This window comes from Pseudoalteromonas sp. P1-8, from assembly GCF_001399985.1.
Taxonomy (GTDB): Bacteria; Pseudomonadota; Gammaproteobacteria; order Enterobacterales; family Alteromonadaceae; genus Pseudoalteromonas.
In genome coordinates, this window is record NZ_LJSO01000005.1 from 124,691 (window position 1) to 142,577 (window position 17,887).

Annotated in this window: 19 protein-coding genes; 13 read left to right on the forward strand and 6 right to left on the reverse strand. The window is 41.7% G+C overall.

Features of this window, described 5'->3' with window-relative positions:
- Positions 1 to 112 precede the first annotated feature (112 nt).
- The 4 genes from AN213_RS08995 (at position 113) to AN213_RS09010 (ending at position 5,290) form a co-directional block, all read left to right on the forward strand.
- Complete coding sequence (locus AN213_RS08995; protein ID WP_054561958.1) at positions 113 to 2,251, forward strand: M3 family metallopeptidase; 2,139 nt, start codon at positions 113 to 115, stop codon at positions 2,249 to 2,251.
- Between the two features lie 89 nt (positions 2,252 to 2,340).
- Positions 2,341 to 3,198 carry a carboxylate/amino acid/amine transporter gene (locus AN213_RS09000; RefSeq protein WP_054561959.1) on the forward strand — a complete coding sequence of 286 codons (858 nt, stop codon included), beginning with the start codon at positions 2,341 to 2,343 and terminating at the stop codon, positions 3,196 to 3,198.
- Between the two features lie 95 nt (positions 3,199 to 3,293).
- Positions 3,294 to 4,463, forward strand: a complete 1,170-nt coding sequence (locus AN213_RS09005; RefSeq protein ID WP_235575476.1) for a glycerophosphodiester phosphodiesterase family protein — start codon at positions 3,294 to 3,296, stop codon at positions 4,461 to 4,463.
- An 89-nt stretch (positions 4,464 to 4,552) separates the two neighbouring features.
- Entirely contained in the window at positions 4,553 to 5,290 is a 738-nt protein-coding gene (locus tag AN213_RS09010) for a dienelactone hydrolase family protein (RefSeq protein ID WP_054561961.1), read from the forward strand.
- Here the strand turns inward: AN213_RS09010 and AN213_RS09015 are convergent.
- Positions 5,287 to 6,198 carry a LysR family transcriptional regulator gene (locus AN213_RS09015; RefSeq protein ID WP_054561962.1) on the reverse strand — a complete coding sequence of 304 codons (912 nt, stop codon included), beginning with the start codon at positions 6,196 to 6,198 and terminating at the stop codon, positions 5,287 to 5,289. The two genes, AN213_RS09010 and AN213_RS09015, sit on opposite strands and share 4 nt — an antisense overlap.
- A 134-nt stretch (positions 6,199 to 6,332) precedes the next feature.
- Here AN213_RS09015 and AN213_RS09020 point away from each other — a divergent pair, with 134 nt between their 5' ends.
- Both AN213_RS09020 and AN213_RS09025 read left to right on the forward strand, forming a co-directional pair.
- Positions 6,333 to 7,019, forward strand: a complete 687-nt coding sequence (locus AN213_RS09020; RefSeq protein WP_054561963.1) for a type 1 glutamine amidotransferase domain-containing protein — start codon at positions 6,333 to 6,335, stop codon at positions 7,017 to 7,019.
- 112 nt (positions 7,020 to 7,131) lie between these two features.
- Complete coding sequence (locus AN213_RS09025; protein WP_054561964.1) at positions 7,132 to 7,722, forward strand: rhomboid family intramembrane serine protease; 591 nt, start codon at positions 7,132 to 7,134, stop codon at positions 7,720 to 7,722.
- Positions 7,723 to 7,754: 32 nt separating this feature from the next.
- Here the strand turns inward: AN213_RS09025 and AN213_RS09030 are convergent, their stop codons facing one another.
- Both AN213_RS09030 and AN213_RS09035 read right to left on the reverse strand, forming a co-directional pair.
- The gene (locus AN213_RS09030; RefSeq protein ID WP_054561965.1) at positions 7,755 to 8,774 is read right to left on the reverse strand and encodes an endonuclease/exonuclease/phosphatase family protein; all 1,020 of its coding nucleotides are present in this window, start codon (positions 8,772 to 8,774) and stop codon (positions 7,755 to 7,757) included.
- An 8-nt stretch (positions 8,775 to 8,782) separates the two neighbouring features.
- Positions 8,783 to 9,157 (reverse strand): STAS/SEC14 domain-containing protein, encoded by a 375-nt coding sequence (locus AN213_RS09035; RefSeq protein WP_054561966.1) that lies wholly within the window; start codon positions 9,155 to 9,157, stop codon positions 8,783 to 8,785.
- 111 nt (positions 9,158 to 9,268) lie between these two features.
- On the opposite strand from AN213_RS09035, the gene yghU reads away from it, so the two are divergent.
- Genes yghU through AN213_RS09050 form a run of 3 tightly spaced genes read left to right on the forward strand, consistent with a single transcriptional unit; the run spans position 9,269 to position 11,887 of the window.
- Positions 9,269 to 10,108, forward strand: coding sequence for a glutathione-dependent disulfide-bond oxidoreductase (yghU, locus tag AN213_RS09040; protein WP_054561967.1), 840 nt, complete (start codon positions 9,269 to 9,271; stop codon positions 10,106 to 10,108).
- 8 nt (positions 10,109 to 10,116) lie between these two features.
- The gene (locus tag AN213_RS09045) at positions 10,117 to 11,442 is read left to right on the forward strand and encodes an MFS transporter (RefSeq protein WP_235576258.1); all 1,326 of its coding nucleotides are present in this window, start codon (positions 10,117 to 10,119) and stop codon (positions 11,440 to 11,442) included.
- Between the two features lie 58 nt (positions 11,443 to 11,500).
- Positions 11,501 to 11,887, forward strand: a complete 387-nt coding sequence (locus AN213_RS09050; protein ID WP_054561969.1) for a hypothetical protein — start codon at positions 11,501 to 11,503, stop codon at positions 11,885 to 11,887.
- A 60-nt stretch (positions 11,888 to 11,947) separates the two neighbouring features.
- Here the strand turns inward: AN213_RS09050 and AN213_RS09055 are convergent, their stop codons facing one another.
- A complete protein-coding gene (locus tag AN213_RS09055) occupies positions 11,948 to 13,870 on the reverse strand; it encodes a S9 family peptidase (RefSeq protein ID WP_054561970.1) in 1,923 nt (640 codons plus the stop codon).
- 188 nt (positions 13,871 to 14,058) lie between these two features.
- Between AN213_RS09055 and AN213_RS09060 the strand changes: the two genes are divergently transcribed.
- On the forward strand, positions 14,059 to 14,658 hold the full coding sequence (locus AN213_RS09060) for an FMN-dependent NADH-azoreductase (RefSeq protein ID WP_054561971.1): 600 nt from the start codon (positions 14,059 to 14,061) through the stop codon (positions 14,656 to 14,658).
- Between the two features lie 55 nt (positions 14,659 to 14,713).
- On the opposite strand, the gene AN213_RS09065 is transcribed toward AN213_RS09060, so the two are convergent.
- Together AN213_RS09065 and AN213_RS09070 are read right to left on the reverse strand one after the other, a co-directional pair.
- Positions 14,714 to 15,181, reverse strand: a complete 468-nt coding sequence (locus AN213_RS09065) for a hypothetical protein (protein WP_054561972.1) — start codon at positions 15,179 to 15,181, stop codon at positions 14,714 to 14,716.
- Positions 15,178 to 15,465: an EF-hand domain-containing protein gene (locus AN213_RS09070; protein WP_054561973.1), complete on the reverse strand. Its 288-nt coding sequence runs from the start codon at positions 15,463 to 15,465 to the stop codon at positions 15,178 to 15,180. Before AN213_RS09070 ends, AN213_RS09065 begins: the two co-directional genes overlap by 4 nt.
- Before the next feature lie 168 nt (positions 15,466 to 15,633).
- On the opposite strand from AN213_RS09070, the gene AN213_RS09075 reads away from it, so the two are divergent.
- From AN213_RS09075 to AN213_RS09080, 3 genes are all read left to right on the forward strand, one after another.
- Entirely contained in the window at positions 15,634 to 17,130 is a 1,497-nt protein-coding gene (locus AN213_RS09075) for a cryptochrome/deoxyribodipyrimidine photo-lyase family protein (protein ID WP_054561974.1), read from the forward strand.
- Complete coding sequence (locus AN213_RS20055) at positions 17,120 to 17,272, forward strand: DUF2256 domain-containing protein (RefSeq protein WP_082401584.1); 153 nt, start codon at positions 17,120 to 17,122, stop codon at positions 17,270 to 17,272. Before AN213_RS09075 ends, AN213_RS20055 begins: the two co-directional genes overlap by 11 nt.
- Positions 17,273 to 17,361: 89 nt before the next feature.
- Complete coding sequence (locus tag AN213_RS09080; protein ID WP_054561975.1) at positions 17,362 to 17,790, forward strand: OsmC family protein; 429 nt, start codon at positions 17,362 to 17,364, stop codon at positions 17,788 to 17,790.
- Positions 17,791 to 17,887 lie beyond the last annotated feature (97 nt).

The window sequence follows — 17,887 nt, forward strand, 5'->3', positions numbered from 1 at the left end:
CTCTCAATCACATTATTTGCGTTCAAATTCCCCAATCAAACGACAAACTTGATTGTTTCTAGCCAAAAATTTGGTAAGTTAGAAAAGATTTATCCACATTTTTGGAGCTCTCATGCGTAAGACCTTAGTAGCAACTACGATTGCTAGTGTGCTTTTATTATCTGCTTGTAGTTCACAACAAGCCGACACTCAAACTCAAGTTGAAACTGCCGCTGAAACACAAACAGCTAATGTTGAAAACGTTCTTTTCAAGCCAAGCCCTTTACAATACATGGCCCCTGAGTTTGATAAAATTTCGACCAAAGACTACGAGCCAGCGTTTGAAGCAGGCATCGCACAGCAAAAAGCTGAAATTGCAAAGATTGCAAACAACCCAGAACCAGCAACATTTGAAAATACCCTTGTTGCAATGGAGTTCTCTGGTGAGCTATTAGACCGCACATCTGCGGCATTTTTTAACTTATCAGGTTTAATCTCTGACAGTGAGTACCAACGTATCGCCGCGAAAATGGCGCCGATTATGTCAGCTCACACTGATGACATTTACCTAAACAAAGCTTTATTTGCTCGCGTACAAAGCATTTACGACAACAAAGCATCTTTAAATGCTGAAGATCAACGCCTTGTTGATTACTACTACAAAAAGTTCGTTAACGCGGGTGCAAAACTAACTGAAGCTGAAAAAGCAAAAATGCGTGAAATCAACGCAGAGCTTGCCAAGCTTTCAACTGAGTTTTCACAAAACATCTTAAAATCATTTAAAGAAGATGTGATTTTAGTTAAAGATAAAAGTGAATTAGCGGGTTTATCTGAAGGTGAAATTGCAAGCCTTGCAGCTGCTGCTAAAAAAGCAGGTAAAGAAGGTTACATGATCACATTGGTGAACACGACTCGCCAACCTATCTTACAAAGCCTTGAAAACCGCAAGCTTCGTGAAAAGATTTGGACAACTTCTTCAACGCGTGCACAAGCAACAAACAGCCCTATCATCATCAAAGAAACTAAACTACGTGCAGAAAAAGCGGCATTACTTGGTTATAAAGATTGGGCTTCGTATGTAATGACTAATCGTATGGCGCAAACAACTGAAAATGTTTACGGCATCCTTGATGACTTAGCACCGAAAGCGGTTGCTAAAGCAGAAGCTGAAGCAGAGCAAATCCAACAAGTAATTAAAAAGTCAGGTGAAACGTTTGCGCTTCAACCTTGGGACTGGGCGTTTTACGCTGAGAAAGTTCGCCAAGAGAAGTACGACTTAGACCCTGCTTTAGTTAAGCCTTACTTTGAAATGCAGTCAGTGATCCACGACGGTTTATTCTTTGCGATGAATAAACTTTACGGCATTACCTTTAAAGAGCGTAAAGACTTACCGGTTTATCACGAAGACGTCATGGTGTTTGAAGTATTTAACGAAGACGGTAGCGCTATCGGTCTATTCTACATGGACCCTTACGCACGTGAAGGTAAACGTGGTGGTGCATGGATGAGTGCTTATGTTAGCCAAAGCGGCCTTAAAGACACTATGCCTGTGATCTACAACGCACAGAACATTCCTAAGCCAGCTGAAGGTCAACCTACACTTATGACTTTCTCTGAAGTAACGACTATGTTCCATGAGTTTGGTCACGCTGCACACGGTTTATTCTCTGATGTTAAATACCCAAGCTTAGCGGGTACAGCAACTGCTCGTGACTTCGTTGAATTCCCTTCACAAGCACATGAAGACTGGAATATTGAACCAACAGTACTTGCAAACTATGCCAAGCACTACAAAACAGGTGAACCAATTCCACAAGCGCTTTTAAATAAAGTACTTGAGTCACAAAAATTCAACCAAGGCTTTGATACAACTGAGTATTTAGCTGCGGCACTGCTTGATATGGAATGGCACTCATTTGGTGTTGATGCTGACATTACAGACGTTCAAAAGTTTGAACATGATGCATTAGACAAGCACGGTATTGCTTACTACCCAGTACCACCACGCTATAAGTCTTGCTACTTCAGCCACACCTTTGCCGGTGGTTACTCAGCGGGTTATTACGCTTACCTTTGGACTGAAGTATTCGCAGCAGATGCGTTTGCACACATGACCGAAGAAGGTGGTTTAACACGTGAAAACGGTGATAATTTCCGTAAAGAGATTTTATCTAAAGGTAATAGCCGCGACTTAATGCAAAGCTACATTGAGTTTCGTGGTCAAAAACCAACAACAGACGCACTATTAAAGCGTCGTGGTTTAGTTGAATAATCTAAAATTATTCGCAAAATGATGAAAGCCCGCAATTAATGCGGGCTTTTTGTTATAGTGCAATTTTTAAAATTACAAATTAATCAAACATGACCTACTTATTTGCTGTAACCCTACTTTGGGCCTTTTCGTTTAGTCTTATTGGTGTTTATTTAGCAGGCCAAGTAGATGCATGGTTTAGTGTCTTAATGCGCATCGGCTTGGCAACTTGCGTGTTTTTGCCCTTTTTGCACTGGCGTAAAACCCCTAAAGCCTTAGCCCTAAAGCTCATGGCAATAGGCGCAGTACAACTTGGTGTGATGTACAGCTTCTATTACCATTCGTTTTTGTACCTCAGTGTGCCCGAGGTACTGCTATTCACGGTAATGACGCCACTTTACATCACTTTGTTAAACGATTTGCTTGAAAAACGTTTTAATGCAAAGTTTTTATTCGCCGCAATGCTAGCTATTTTAGGCGCCGTTGCTATTCGCTATGAAGGCGTCGATGAAAACTATCTTATTGGTATGTTAATGGTTCAGGCTGCCAATATTTGCTTTGCTACCGGTCAAGTAACTTACAAACGTTTAATGCAAGATGAGCAACTCCCTCACTCTCGGGTGTTTGCTTGGTTCTTTATTGGCGCTTTAATTGTCGCACTGATTTGTTACGGCTTATTTGGTGATACCAGTAAGCTACCCACCACAACGACACAATGGGGCGTGTTAATTTACTTAGGCACGATTGCTTCAGGGCTTGGTTATTTCGCGTGGAATAAGGGCGCGACTATTGTCAATGTAGGTGCCTTGGCCGTAATGAATAACCTACTGATCCCAGCTGGGATCATCGTTAACATTGTGATTTGGAATCGTGATGCCGATATCATCAAGCTTGCTATCGGCGCAGCGATTATCTTATTAGCACTTATTATAAATCAGAAACTTAATAAAACTGCCACGGAGTCATGATAGGCTAAACTCTATTCGATTAGAGGGATGCTGTTATGCGCGCACTGGTTTTATGTTGTTTAGTTTTCGTTATTCAAGGCTGTAAGAATCTGCCTATGGATCAGGCAGTGCAAGTGGGTGCAAGGCCTTACTATTTAATCGACAAGATGACAGATGGGCCTTTAAAGCAGCAACTTGCTGCCTGCGGTAATGACCCTTTTTACAAAACTGATTTTGTAATTGGTCATCGCGGTGCCCCCATGCAGTTTCCTGAGCACAGCAAAGAGTCATATTTAGCCGCTGCAAGAATGGGCGCAGGCGTACTTGAATGTGACGTCGCCTTTACTAAAGACAAACAACTCGTGTGTCGCCATTCACAGTGTGATTTACACACTACTACCAACATTTTAGCGATTCCTGAGCTCGCTGCAAAATGCAGCCAACCTTTTACCCCGGCCAAAGACGGCCAACCAGCTCATGCTAAATGCTGCACCAGCGATATCACCCAAGCTGAGTTTTTAACCTTAAAAGCTAAAATGGATGGTGCCAATGCAAATGCCAAAACGGTCGCAGAATATATGCAAGGCACACCAAGCTGGCGCACTGATTTATACGCAAACAGTGGCACCGTAATGACCCACCAGCAAAGCATTGAGTTATTCAAATCACTGGGTGTAAAAATGACACCCGAACTAAAAAGCCCAGAAGTTAGCATGCCATTTAACGGTTTTAGCCAGCAAGATTATGCGCAAAAAATGCTTGATGAGTACCGAGCTTTAGGTGTGAATAGCCAAGATGTTTATCCTCAATCATTTAATCTTGAAGATGTGAAGTATTGGCTAAACAATCACCCTGAATTTGCAAACAACAGTATTTATCTTGATGGCCGAGATGAGCAAGCAGACTTTGATGCCATGGATGAAACAACTTGGCAGCCATCAATGCAGGCTCTATATAACGATGGAGTACGCATTATCGCACCGCCAATGTGGATGCTTTTGAGCCTTGATGAGTCAGGTGCAATCGTGCCTTCCCTTTATGCTATTAAAGCTAAACAAGCTGGACTGAACATCATTACTTGGAGTTTAGAGCGCTCTGGTCCATTAAATAATGGCGGTGGTTATTATTACCAGTCGATTGCCCGTGTAATTAAACAAGATGGGCAAATGATGAATGTGATAGACGTGCTTGCTAAGCAAATTGGTGTAATGGCTATTTTCTCTGACTGGCCTGCTACTCTTACCTATTACGCAAGCTGTATGCAGTATCCTGCCTCAGAGAGTTAACTGAGCATCAATAAATTTCAAGGGCTTTTACTCGTCCAAAAGGTGGAGCTGAGGTATTATTAGCTAAACCGTTTTTTACAAGGATAAACATGATTATTCAGCACCATAGCCACGACATAGCGACTAACACAGGTGTAATGCGCACCAGTATTTATCGTCCTGTAGAAGAAGGTAAATACCCGTGTATTATCTTCTATTCTGAGATTTTCCAAGAAACAGCACCAATTGCACGCTCTGCGGCAATACTTGCTGGTCATGGTTTTGTCGTGTTAGTGCCAGAAGTTTTTCATGAGTTAAATCCTATTGGGACAGTACTTGCCTATGATGATGCTGGTAAAGACAAAGGCAATGCCGACAAATGGGCAAAACCGCTTGAGAGCCATGACTCAGATACTGACGCCTTAATTGCATTTGCACGTCAGCAAGAATACTGCACAGGAAATGTAGGTGCGATGGGCGTATGTATTGGTGGTCACCTTGCATACCGTGCTGCATTAAACCCAAGTATCAAAGCCGCTTTTTGTTTATACGCGACAGATATACACAGCGATACTTTACCAGCACAAGCAGGTAATAACTCATTTGAGCGCATGGCAGATATTAAAGGTGAGATCCACTTTGTTTGGGGTAAACAAGACCCACATGTACCAAAAGAAGGCCGCCTTAAAATTTACCAACAAGCGGTGGCAACAGGCATTAATTACCAGTGGCAAGAAGTGAACGCCCAACATGCGTTTATGCGCGACGAAGGCGACCGATACGACCCAGCTCTTGCCATCAGCATGTATCAACAAGCAGTCGCTTTATTTAATCGCACACTTGTTTAAATCGTCATAGTGGCTACTTGATTAGTAAAATAATCCTTCAAGTAATCAAGTAAAACCCGCAGCTTTTTACTTCCCGCCGCCCCTGGCGGGAATACGCCATAAAGTTCAATATCAGCAGTTTTGTAATCATCTAAGATTGTGCGTAACAATCCTGCTTTGATCCTTGGCAATGCATCATAAACTGGGATTTTCGCTAAGCCATGCCCAGCTTCTACAAAGGCAGTTCGTGCAGCAGCGTTGTTGGTACTTATGCCACCACTAACTGCCACCTCAAAGCGGCGTTTATCTTTTTCTAGCGTGACAACAGCACTACTTGGTTGATACACCACCCATGTATGCTCCGCTAAATCGGCGATGCTCTTTGGTATAGGGTATTTTGTAAAGTAATCGACTGAGCCACATAAGCAAGTAGCCATACTTGCAAGTTTAGAGGCTTGTAAGCTTGAGCTTTCAAGGGCCACGCCTCTAATCGCTAAGTCGTAGCCTTCTTTGATGATATCAACCACATCATCACTAAGCTGTAAATCAATATCAATTTTCGGATACAAACGCTTAAACTGAGCCAGTGCTGGTACCACAAGTTGCAAGCCTACATTCACCGGGCAACTCAATTTAATAACCCCAACCGGTTCACTCTTTAAGTTTTCAAGGTGTAAGTTAGCTGCCTCAGCGTGCTCGGTGATAGCCTGACAACGTTCATAATAAGCCATACCTGCTTCGGTGAGGGTCATGGTACGCGTTGAGCGGTTAAGCAAGGTAAGCTTTAGTTGCTGTTCTAATTTCTTTAAGTGATAACTAACAACAGCCCTTGATAAACCAAGTTGCTGAGCTGCTTTAGTTAAGCTGCCTTGCTGCACAATGTGGGCAAACACCACCATGCTTTTTAATTGCTCAAACGATACTTTCATACAAACTCCTAATCTAACCTGAATAATTGTATCAATTATTAAACCAATGAAGTCAAATTTATCTGCGTTGTTTAACTCTATTTTCACCCCTATAGTGTTATCAACGATGTTTAATACACAAAAAGGGATTCACTATGTCAGCTAAGAAAATTTTAATGGTACTCACTTCACACGATGAGCTTGGCGATACAGGCCATAAAACAGGCTTTTGGGTTGAAGAATTTGCGGCGCCCTACTACGCCTTTATTGATGCTGGTGTAGAGGTAACTTTAGCCTCTGTTAAAGGTGGCCAACCTCCGGTTGATCCAAACAGTGCAGCCCCTGATGCAGCAACCGATGCCACAAAACGTTTTGAGCAAGACAGTGCGGCAAAAACTTTAATGGCTAACACTAAACCTCTGGCTGAAGTTAAAGCCGATGATTTTGATGCGGTATTTTACCCTGGTGGCCATGGTCCGCTATGGGACTTAGTTGATAACCAAGATTCAATTAGCTTAATTGAGCAATTTATTAATTCAGAGAAGCCAGTGGGTGCAGTATGTCACGCCAGTGCAGTATTACTGAATGCGAAAAATGCAGCTGGTAAATCTGTGGTATTTGATAAAAAAGTAACCGGCTTTAGTAATTCAGAAGAAGACGCCGTACAACTTACCAATGTTGTGCCATTACTTGTTGAAGATGAGCTAATCAAACAAGGTGGTCAGTATCAAAAAACCGATGATTGGGGCGAGCTTGCGATTGAAGATGGCCTACTAATCACAGGGCAAAACCCTGCAAGTTCAGAGCTTGCTGCGAAAAAACTATTAACCAAATTAGGTTAAAATAAGTCAACATGCCCTAGACCTTTAGTAAACACCTTGCATATCAAGGTGTTTACCTTCACTTTTAATAAGTTATACTCATTCGGTCACATTGATTTAAGAGCTTCTCATCATGACTGAAAAAAAAGCTGTCAAAATTCCTCCTATTAGTAGTAAGCGATTCGCAATTTTAGGCATTATGCTGGTGTGCTTGGTACTGCAAATAATTAATACCCTACCCGGCATAAACTTAAACGGCTTAGGTATTTTGCCAAGACAAATGTCTGGTTTATCGGGGGTGTTTTTTGCGCCATTTTTACATGGTGGCTGGGCACACCTTTTTAGTAACCTAGTGCCATTTGCGATTCTCGGCTGGCTAGTTTGCCAATTTAGCGTAAAACGCTTTTGGCTGGTGTTTGCAGGCACAGCGCTCATTGGTGGGTTATTAGTATGGCTATTTGGCCGCAGCAATATTCATGTAGGACTAAGTGGTGTTATCTACGGTTTATGGGGCTACTTAATTAGCTACGGCATTATGCACCGCTCATTCAAAGCCATTTTAATCAGTATTGCGGTTGTTGTGTTATACAGCGGCCTGATTTGGGGTGTCTTCCCGCAGCGCATTCATATTTCATTCGAAAGCCATTTATTCGGCGCAATTAGCGGCGCATTCATCGGCTATATTATGGCAAAGCGTGATAAGCAAAAGAGACCTAAGCTTTAAACTGAAAGCTGAAAGCTGAAAGCTATTAGCTTCTAGTCTCTCAACTTCATTGTCACCATCACAACGCCATGGTCGGTACTTTGATCATCATAGGCAAACTGGGGGTTGATCAAGTGCTGATCATAGGTGTGATAATCAACCACCTCAAAAAAGCTACCCTGAAACCCGGCATCAAACTCACGGGATAACAAAATATAATCAAATACTGAGCTGCTACTGCCAAAATAGTGGGTGGCTTCTCTGTCGTTCTCGGTGACAACATGGCGCTGATAGAGTTGCCAACTATCTTGTAGTTTAAACTCTGAACGAGATGGGCTATTTTGCCTATGACCGCTAAAACGAAGGTGGTCAGCGATTAAATGGTTAAGCACGCCATCGTGTAACTCATTATTAAAGTCCCCCATCACAATCACAGGGTTATTAGTGTGCGCTCTGCGCTTAATGATTTCTACGAGTAACAGCGCTGCTTCACTGCCACGCTGCATGCTTGATGCCCAGCGTCCAAGAACTTGCGATTTTAACTGCATAACTAAGTTTTGCTGTTCGCTTTGGCTTTCATCCTCTTGGTGATGGAGCATGCTGCGCTTAGATTTAAAGTGCACTACATAGCAATCGACGTGTCCTAAGTGAGGTACTTCAAGTGTCGCGCGAATAATACTGCGGCTAAAGTTAAAATTATCGCTCAAGCCCATCGCTAAAATATCATCTTGCTCTGCCTCAACCTGACTGACAGCAACAATTTTATAGCGTGAGGCAATAGCCACAACCGGATCGCGATAAATAAAGTCATCAATCACCGTTGGCTCATCAACGACTGCAAAATAGGGGTAACCCTCTGCGTTAACTTGTTGTTTTAGCTCATTGATACTGAACACTTCTTGAAAGCCAATGATATCTGGCTGCTGATTTTTAAGGTAATCAGCCAACCAGCGCTGCTTTTTGGCCCACTGCTCAGCGCTATAAATGCGCTGAAAATCATAAAATGCGTCAGGTGGCGATAAATAATTATATAAATTAAACGTCGCCACCTTTAATTGACTGTTTTCTATCACTTAACTCCTTATTCGTGTAACCACTCAGTGGCAATAATCAGGTCTTCAAAGTATTTCACTTCGCCACTGATAAACCAGTTACCCACTTTGCTTGCCACTTGTTGCCAGTTTTTATTACCAAGCACAGCTATACGGCAAAACTCTTTGTTATGTTTAAGGCCTAACTTAAAATCATCCCACGCCGCTTGTAACTCCCAGCCTTCTAACTCAGTAATATCAACATAGGCTCTTATTTTTGCACTCGGAACTGCCGCTACAGCATTATCTATAAGAGGAGTGAGAGTTTTATAATCCTCGTGGGTAAGCTTTCCGACTACTTTAATTGTGAGATAAAAAGTCGTGCCAGTTCGCTCAAGGCCAATGGCTAAACCATGCTTTTTCATGTCATCCTCCTTGTTATTCATAATTAATAACTGTACTTCCCTTGCTCTATCTGATCAACTAGGATGGTAGTCTAGTAATGACATTCATTAAAGCACAATTTAGGAGTTTCAATGAGTAATACCGACAGTTATACGCCACCTAAAGTGTGGCAATGGGATGCAGAAAACGGTGGTGAATGGGCGAAGACTAATCGTCCGGTCTCAGGTGCAACCCACGAGCAAGACTTGCCCGTTGGTAAACACGATCTCCAACTCTACTCACTTGCGACACCAAACGGCCAAAAAGTGACTATCATGCTCGAAGAACTATTAGAGCTTGGTATTGATGAAGCTGACTACGATGCATTTTTAATTAAAATTGGCGATGGTGATCAATTCTCTTCAGGGTTTGTCAGTGTTAACCCTAATTCAAAAATCCCAGCCTTAATGGACCACAGTACCACGCCCGTTACTCGCGTGTTTGAGTCAGGTGCAATTTTACAATACTTGGCTGAGAAATTTGATGCGCTGATCCCAAGCGATCACGCCAGTAAAACAGAATGTCGTAATTGGCTGTTTTGGCAAATGGGCTCTGCCCCCTACTTAGGCGGAGGCTTCGGTCACTTTTATAGTTATGCACCATTCAAAATGCAGTACCCAATTGACCGTTTCACCATGGAAGTAAAACGCCAGTTAGACGTATTAAACCGCCATTTAAGCGACCATGACTACATGGCTGGTAGCGAATATTCAATTGCCGATATCGCTATTTGGCCTTGGTATGGCAGCTTGGCACTTGGCAATTTATATGATGCGGCAGAGTTTTTAGATGTTGAGTCATATAGTCATGTGATGCGCTGGGCAAAACAAATTGAGCGCCGCCCTGCTGTAAAACGAGGTCGCAGAGTAAACAAAACATGGGGTGATGAAGCTGAGCAGTTAGCAGAGCGCCACTCTAAGGAAGATTTTTAAGGGCTTAAATGCCCTTTTTCATAAAAATAAAAAGTATGCAAAAGCTCAGTAAAGAAGATATCTACCAACGCCTCAGTAACACCGAGGATGCCCGTGCCTGCAAAGCAATTGATGAAGCTGCTTGTAAAGTAGTGCCCGGCAATTTTCTTACCTTATTAGTAAGCCAACTATTTAGTAAGTTTGCAGATGCCCTGTTAAACCCTAAAGTGACCCTGCCTTGGCTTTTACAGAGCATTAATGTACCAAGTAGTTTTATTGCTTGGCTTGTGCCTATTCGTGAGTCAGGCTCAATGTTGCCACAACTGGCCATCGCAAGTGCTATTCGTAGGCTGCCTGTCAGAAAGTGGGTTTGGGTGATTGGCGCCATAGTGCAAGCCTTGTGTATTGTAGGCATGCTTATTTGTGCTTTAACACTTCAAGGTGCAACGGCAGGTTTTGCTATCATCGCTATTTTGATTATCTTTAGCCTTGCTCGTGGCTTTAATTCCATTGCTGCAAAAGATGTATTAGGCAAGGTCATACCTAAACAACAACGAGGCAGCATTAGCGGTCTTGCTGCGAGTTTTGCAGGATTTGCAACGCTCACATTTGGTCTTGGTTTATGGTATCTACAAAGCCTTGGCTATGAAAATGGGGTGTATGTTGCTTTAATGCTGGCCGCTTTAATGTGGCTGTTTGCAGCGCTCAGTTATAGCCGCATTCAAGAATACAAGGGTGCAACCGAGGGCGCTGAAAACGGCTTTCTGCATGCTTTATCAAAATTAAAACTGCTTTACCAAGATAAACAATTTGCTCACTTTATTATCACTCGTGCGTTGTTGCTATGTTCTGCTTTGAGCGCCCCGTTTTATATCGTTCTTGCTAGTGAACAGGCTTTCGACTTTTCACTACTTGCTACGTTTATGGCGCTTTCTGGGCTTGCCAGCTTAGTCTCTGCGCCTATCTGGGGTCGACTAAGTGATTTATCGAGCCGCAAGGTATTAGTGTTTGCTGCAATGCTCGTCACCCTCAACGGTTTCGCCGTTTATTTAGTTGCTTATCTGAGCCCACAAACGCTCAATGAATTTTGGCTATTACCGCTCTGTTATTTTTTACTCACCGTAGCTCATCAAGGGGTTCGCCTTGGTCGTAAAACCTACCTTGTTGATATGGCTGAAGGAAACAAGCGCACTGACTATGTCTCTGTTAGTAATACGGTGATCGGAGTTATATTATTACTGCTAGGTAGCGTCGGCTTACTAAATACCTACTTAACGACTGCTGAGTTAATTTTTTTCTACAGTATCTTAGGCTTACTTGGTGCAATTAGTGCGTGGTTTTTACCCGATGCCTAGACCATGCAGTAAAAAAAGCGCATAATCGCGCTGATTTTATCTCCAAAAAGGACTTACTATGAAAAAGGCAGCTCTTGCACTTCTTACGCTACTTACACTTTCTGCTTGTAGCACCAGTGTGCCTATTCGTAACTTTGACGCAAACCCTGTACCGCAAATGGCGTCTGGCCAACATGACCTTGAAAGTATCAAAACCAATATTTTAAAAGCATGTATGAAACTAGGCTGGACGTGTCGTTCAAATGCCGAAGGCCAAATCTTAGGTAAACTTGATATTCGTAAACACCAATTACGCGTTGATATTACGTTTAACGAGCAAGAATATTCTATTGATTACAAAGATTCGATAAACCTTGATTACAATGGCAAAAAAATCCACCGCCAATATATCAATTGGGTTACCAACTTAATGCGCAATATTGATGCTGAATTAGCTTATAAATAAAATTGACGCAGAATCAGGTATTAAAAAAGGCGACCTAGGTCGCCTTTTTCTTTGCTAATTCTAGTTTTTCAAGTTCTTATCGAAGAACTCTAAAAACGCTTTTAACGTTTTAATTCTATACGGCTGGTGCGATAAGTAATGGTCGCCATCTTCGAGCTCAATATAAGTAACATCTTTGCCTTCGTCTTTAAGTTCATCATCCATTTCACGACTATGATAAACAGGCACTACATTATCATCAGAGCCATGAACCAATAGCACCGGACGATTAATTTGCTTTGCAAAATTAACAGGCGACACTTTTTCTAGTTTATCGCCATCAGTTCCAAATTGCTTACGCACAATTTCTTTATTAGTGAAATAACGCGCTTTACTAACAATACGCTCAAGATCAGTAACGCCAGCAAAGCTTGCTGCACATTTGAATGTTTCAGGGTGTTTAACCACTGCCATTAATGCAGCATAGCCACCATAACTTGCCCCGCCAATACAAATTTTATCTTTATTAGCGATACCTTCTTCAACAAGCCAATTCGCCGCATCTTGCAAATCATCTTGCATTTCTTTACCAAAACCTTGAACTGCAGCCATCTCAAATTCATGCCCATAGCCACTTGAACCACGGAAGTTTGGTTGCAGTACTGCATAACCATTATAAGCAAGTAACGCAGTCCAATAGTCAAAACCAGCGTAATCACGAGCCATTGGCCCACCATGCGGGAACACAATTGTTGGTAACTTATCACCTTCTTTGTAGCCCACAGGTAGAGTTAAATACCCTTCAATAGTTAAGCCATCACGAGCTTTATAACTAATTTTCTTTTTACCACTGTAAACAGTTTCATCAACATCTGGAAATGCCGAGGCAAATGCAGTTAATTCGTTAGAATCCCGGTCACCCAACATATAGGTACCAGGGATTTGCTCACCTGAAACGTAAACCACATATTGACGCTGTTCTTTACTAGTATCAATAATATCAATATCAAACTTATCTGCCGGCAATACAGCGCGTAAGCCATTATAAAGGTTGTTTAAATCTTCATCCCAGTAACGGATCCCCTCATCTAATTGAGAGTGCGTAAACCCTGCTACTTCACCTGTAAGAGATGAATAGAATATATGACCATCGAAGTCATAATTATCATCGCTGAACACTAACTCTTTTTTCATGGTCGTTAGGTCCATTTTATAAAGCGCATCATAGCCATCTTTAAGAGCTTTGAAGTAAAGAATATTAGGGTCTTTATCGAAGCCCAAAACAGTCACTACATCAGGGCTAAATGCTTTATATTTGAATAACGTTTTACGGTTATCTCGATCTTCGTCATAAAGAATATATTCAAATTCGTCTTCATCCATTTTTAGGGCAATACGCACATTACCTTGGCGGTCTGCTGTCCAATCAATCACTTTACTACGTGAGCGCTGAATTTTTTTCTTACGAAGTGTACTTAAATCAAGTTCATACACGCCAGGGGCATTGGCAACATCAAAATCACCTTGAACTAAAATTTTATCTTTTTTATCGGGTAAAAAGCTGATTACCTGATCACCAAATTGCGGTTGGCGTTCATCACGATTAAAGTTAGGCTTTATAGCCAGTTTCGCCTTGCCATCACCACCAATTTTATATGCATATAAACGTGTAGAGGTATATTTAGGGCCGCCAAATTGGCGTTGAATATAGCGGGCACCTAAAAGAAGTACCTCATCATTTGCCCATTCATACCAATCGAAGAAAATAGTATGATTATCTGAACGAATAATAGAATCAGCTTCTTTAGTTTTACGGTTATAAACCATTAAAACCAACTCACCATTTACATTTCGAATAAACGATAAATTTTTACCATTTGGCGAAAATTTTACTTGGCTAAAAGCGCGTAAAGAGGCGAATGATTCTACAGGGAGTTGTGTGTTTTCAGCAGCACGAGGCATTAAGCTCAGCACTGCAAAAAGAGTAAGCAGTAAGTACTTCATAATAAAGTCCATTTCTTTTTTATTGTCGCGGCAATAGTAACATTAAATTACAAAAAAAGACTAATTCAAAAAAATTAGACACCTCTTCCATTCGTTTAAAACGAACGTAACACTCGATTAATAGCATTATTAATTTATTTTTTGCTAATTATAATAACTGCACAACTTCAGTTTTCTTAGGTGACATGATGAAAAAAGTACTTGTGTTAAATTCATCTTTAAATGGTGAACAAGGTAATTCAACCAAGCTTAGCCAACTATTTGTTGAGCAGCTTGCTAACAACCAACAAATTTCAGTAACAACTCGCGATTTAAGCGACAATGCGATTGCTCACTTAACGCAGACAGAAATGGCTGCTTGGATGACTGATGCAAACGAACGTAGCGATGAGCAAAAGCTACTTGCTGCAATTTCTGACGATTTAATTGCTGAACTTAACGATAACGAACTGATTGTCATTGGTATGCCAATGTATAACTTTGGTATTCCATCAACATTCAAAGCTTGGATTGATCGTATTGCTCGTGCTGGTATTACATTTAAATATACAGAGCAAGGCGCTGTAGGTTTAATTAAAGACAAAAAAGTAGTGGTACTTTCTGCCCGTGGTGGTGTATATCAAGGCACAGAGATGGATACACAAACTAAATACTTAAAAGATGTACTTGGTTTTGTGGGTATGACTGATGTTAACTTTATTTACGCTGAAGGCCTTGCAATGCCAGGTGCAGATCAAAGCTTAGAAGCTGCACAAAACGAAATAAAGGCTTTCACCGCGTCACTTTAATATGTGATTAATAAAGCTAGATATAAAAAAGCGGTCATCATGACCGCTTTGTGATTTACGCTGTGACCGATAACAGCGAATCACCTTCAGATAAACCAAACTTTTCTTGCACAGAGGCTAGAATTGCTTCTTTATCTTCTTCTCCCAGTTGATCAGAATATTGCGCTAACAACTCATCTAAATAACTGACAACTTCTTCGCTATCAACCTGCTCAAGTGAATTACCACTTGGCGGCGGTGGTGGCGGACCAGGCGGACGCTCACCTTCAGGACGACCTAATTCACCGACTTCAGCGGCATCAAAGCCAGCTTCAGCCATAATTGCTTCCATTTCTTGACCCGGTTGAATACCCGCATCCATAAATGTCTGCATAATAGATTGTGCATCTTCTGCAGTTAAGTTTTCAGGATCAAACTGAGCTAAGGTTTCATTCATTAACTCTGTTTGTTCACTGGTCAACGGCTCTGCTTGAGGTCGTTGCATGGGCTGAAAATTCGCACCCGATGAAACACTGTTGATCATCGTTGATTTTCCTTACGTTTTGGTGGTTTATGGTTGTTGAACTCGTCTTCAGTTACTTCACCATTTTGATCAGCATCCATGTCATTAAAAATGGTTTGCAGCATATCTACAGGCATAGGCTGTTCACTAAACTCAGTAAAATCAATCGCCCCATTGCCATCTATATCAATCGATGCAAAGTCAGGTCGCTGGGGTGGACCGCCTTGATGGTCGCGAGCAAAGCAAGCGGGCGCTGTGGCTAACAACGAAATAGCTAAAACAGAAAGTGCAGATAATTGCTTCATAGCGAACCTCTTATGTCATTCAGTTGACCGTAAGCATAATCTGAATACCATCCAAAAGTGTGTGGGCAATATGCTACAAATGTGGAAACTTTGTGGATTGCTTTAGTAATTAATCTAAGTTGTGACTTGCTACGTATAATCATCAAAGCAATTTTCAACTCCACGTTTATGGCAGGCTCAAAAAAACAAAAAGTAAATCTTGTTTGGTTTAAACGTGACCTACGACTATCTGATCATCAGCCACTTGCCAGTGCAATTGCATCAGAGCTGCCTTGCTTACTTATTTACAACTTTGAGCCCCTATTACTCGAAGACCCCCATTACAGCTTTAGGCACTGGCGTTTTGTTGCTCAGTCACTTAAAGACATCAACCAACAGCTCGAAAAATATAACGCTGAAATCGCCATTTATAATCAAGAAATGATTACCTTGTTAGAAACCCTTAGTGAAGATTTTGATATTGCAGGGGTTTATAGTCATGAAGAAATAGGTCTTTACAATACCTTTGAGCGAGATAAACAGGTCAAACGCTGGCTAGACAGCAAAGTAATTCCTTGGCACGAAACGCCACTTGGAGGTGTAAAACGAGCACGACCTAAACAGTTTGATTGGCAAACACATTGGCATGGTGTGATGAACCAACGTCTTGTAACGCCAAATTGGCAAGCCTTTAATGCAGTGCAGCCTCATAATTACCAAGCAGCAACCTGTGCTGATGATTTTCTAAAGCACGACCCGCAGTTTCAATATGGTGGCCCTCATGCAGCCAGAGCTTGCCTACAGAGCTTTGTAGAAGAGCGTGCAAAGAGCTACCAAAATGGTATCTCGAGTCCTTCCAAAAGTAGAGATTCATGCTCTAGGCTTTCGCCTTACTTAGCCTTTGGCAACTTGAGCCTCAGACAAGTTTATCAAACTCTTAAATACTATTTAGCAAAGCAGCCTTTAAGCTGGCGTCGCTCATTACATGCTTTCGAGTCAAGGCTTCACTGGCATTGCCATTTTATGCAAAAATTCGAAACTCAATGCAGCATGGAGTTTGCACCGCAAAATGCGGGCTACAAGCACTACCCTTATCGCGATGATGAACTCGTTGCAGAGCACTTAAAACGCTTTGAGCAAGGTCAAACAGGTATTCCCATTATTGATGCGTGCATGCGCTGCCTAGCAGCAACGGGTTACATTAATTTTCGAATGCGCGCTATGTTAGTCAGCTTTATGACTCATCATATGAACATTCATTGGCAATCAGTCAGCTTTATTTTATCGCGTTATTTTTTAGATTTTGAGCCTGGTATTCACTACCCACAAATCCAAATGCAAGCATCGGTCACAGGAACCAACACGATTCGTTTGTATAACCCAATAAAGCAATCTCAAGATAAAGACCCAGATGGCATATTTATTAAAACATGGTGCCCTGAGCTTAAAAACTTACCCATAGAAGATCTCCACCAGCCATGGCAACAGCCGCCAATGGAGGCCTTATTTAATAACTTTAAACTCGGCGAAGACTACCCTGAGCCTATGGTAGATATTGAACATGCAGCCAAAGCAGCACGTGAGCGATTATGGTCATTTCGAGAACGTGATGATGTAAAGCGTGGCACAAAAGCCGTATTGAATAAGCATGTGATAAGCCTTAAAAGACAACGCCATGGCTCATAAAAAGCTTAATTTACCCAGCAAAACCTGCCCCGTTTGCGACAGGCCATTTATGTGGCGTAAAAAATGGCAACGTGACTGGGAGCATGTAAAGTACTGCTCAGAACGTTGCAAGCGTGAAGCAAAAAGAAATATTGGCGTTTAAGTTGCACTTATATCGTTAACTCACAGTTTTCGGCACAAAACCCTGAAAGCCTTTCACGGTTGTCGAAATAATTTACAAAGGAGATGACGATGACGATTAAAAAATCTGCACATACGAGTTGGTCTGGTGATATTAAATCTGGCAAAGGCTATATTTCTAGTCAAAGTGGCGCGCTTGAGAAACAGCCATTTGGCTTTAACACTCGCTTTGAAGATAAGCCGGGCACTAACCCTGAAGAGCTGGTTGCAGCGGCACACAGTAGCTGTTTTAGCATGGCGCTATCGCTTGCACTAACTGAAGCAGGCTTTGTCGCTGACGACATAACGACCAAAGCAACAGTGAGTCTTGATGAAGTTGATGAGGGCTTCGAAGTGAGTCACATTGCACTTGATGTTAGTGCAAAGATAAAAGAAATTTCGAGCGAAAAGTTTGAGCAACTTTGTGATCAAACTAAGCAAGGCTGCCCTATTTCTAAACTGATGAATGCCGAAATATCACTCACCACAACGCTTAATTAATCTCTGTAGGCCAAGCACTGCTTGGCCTTTTCACAAACTAACAGACCCACAACACTTTATTACAATGTAAATACTTACTTGTTGTATTATCTTGATG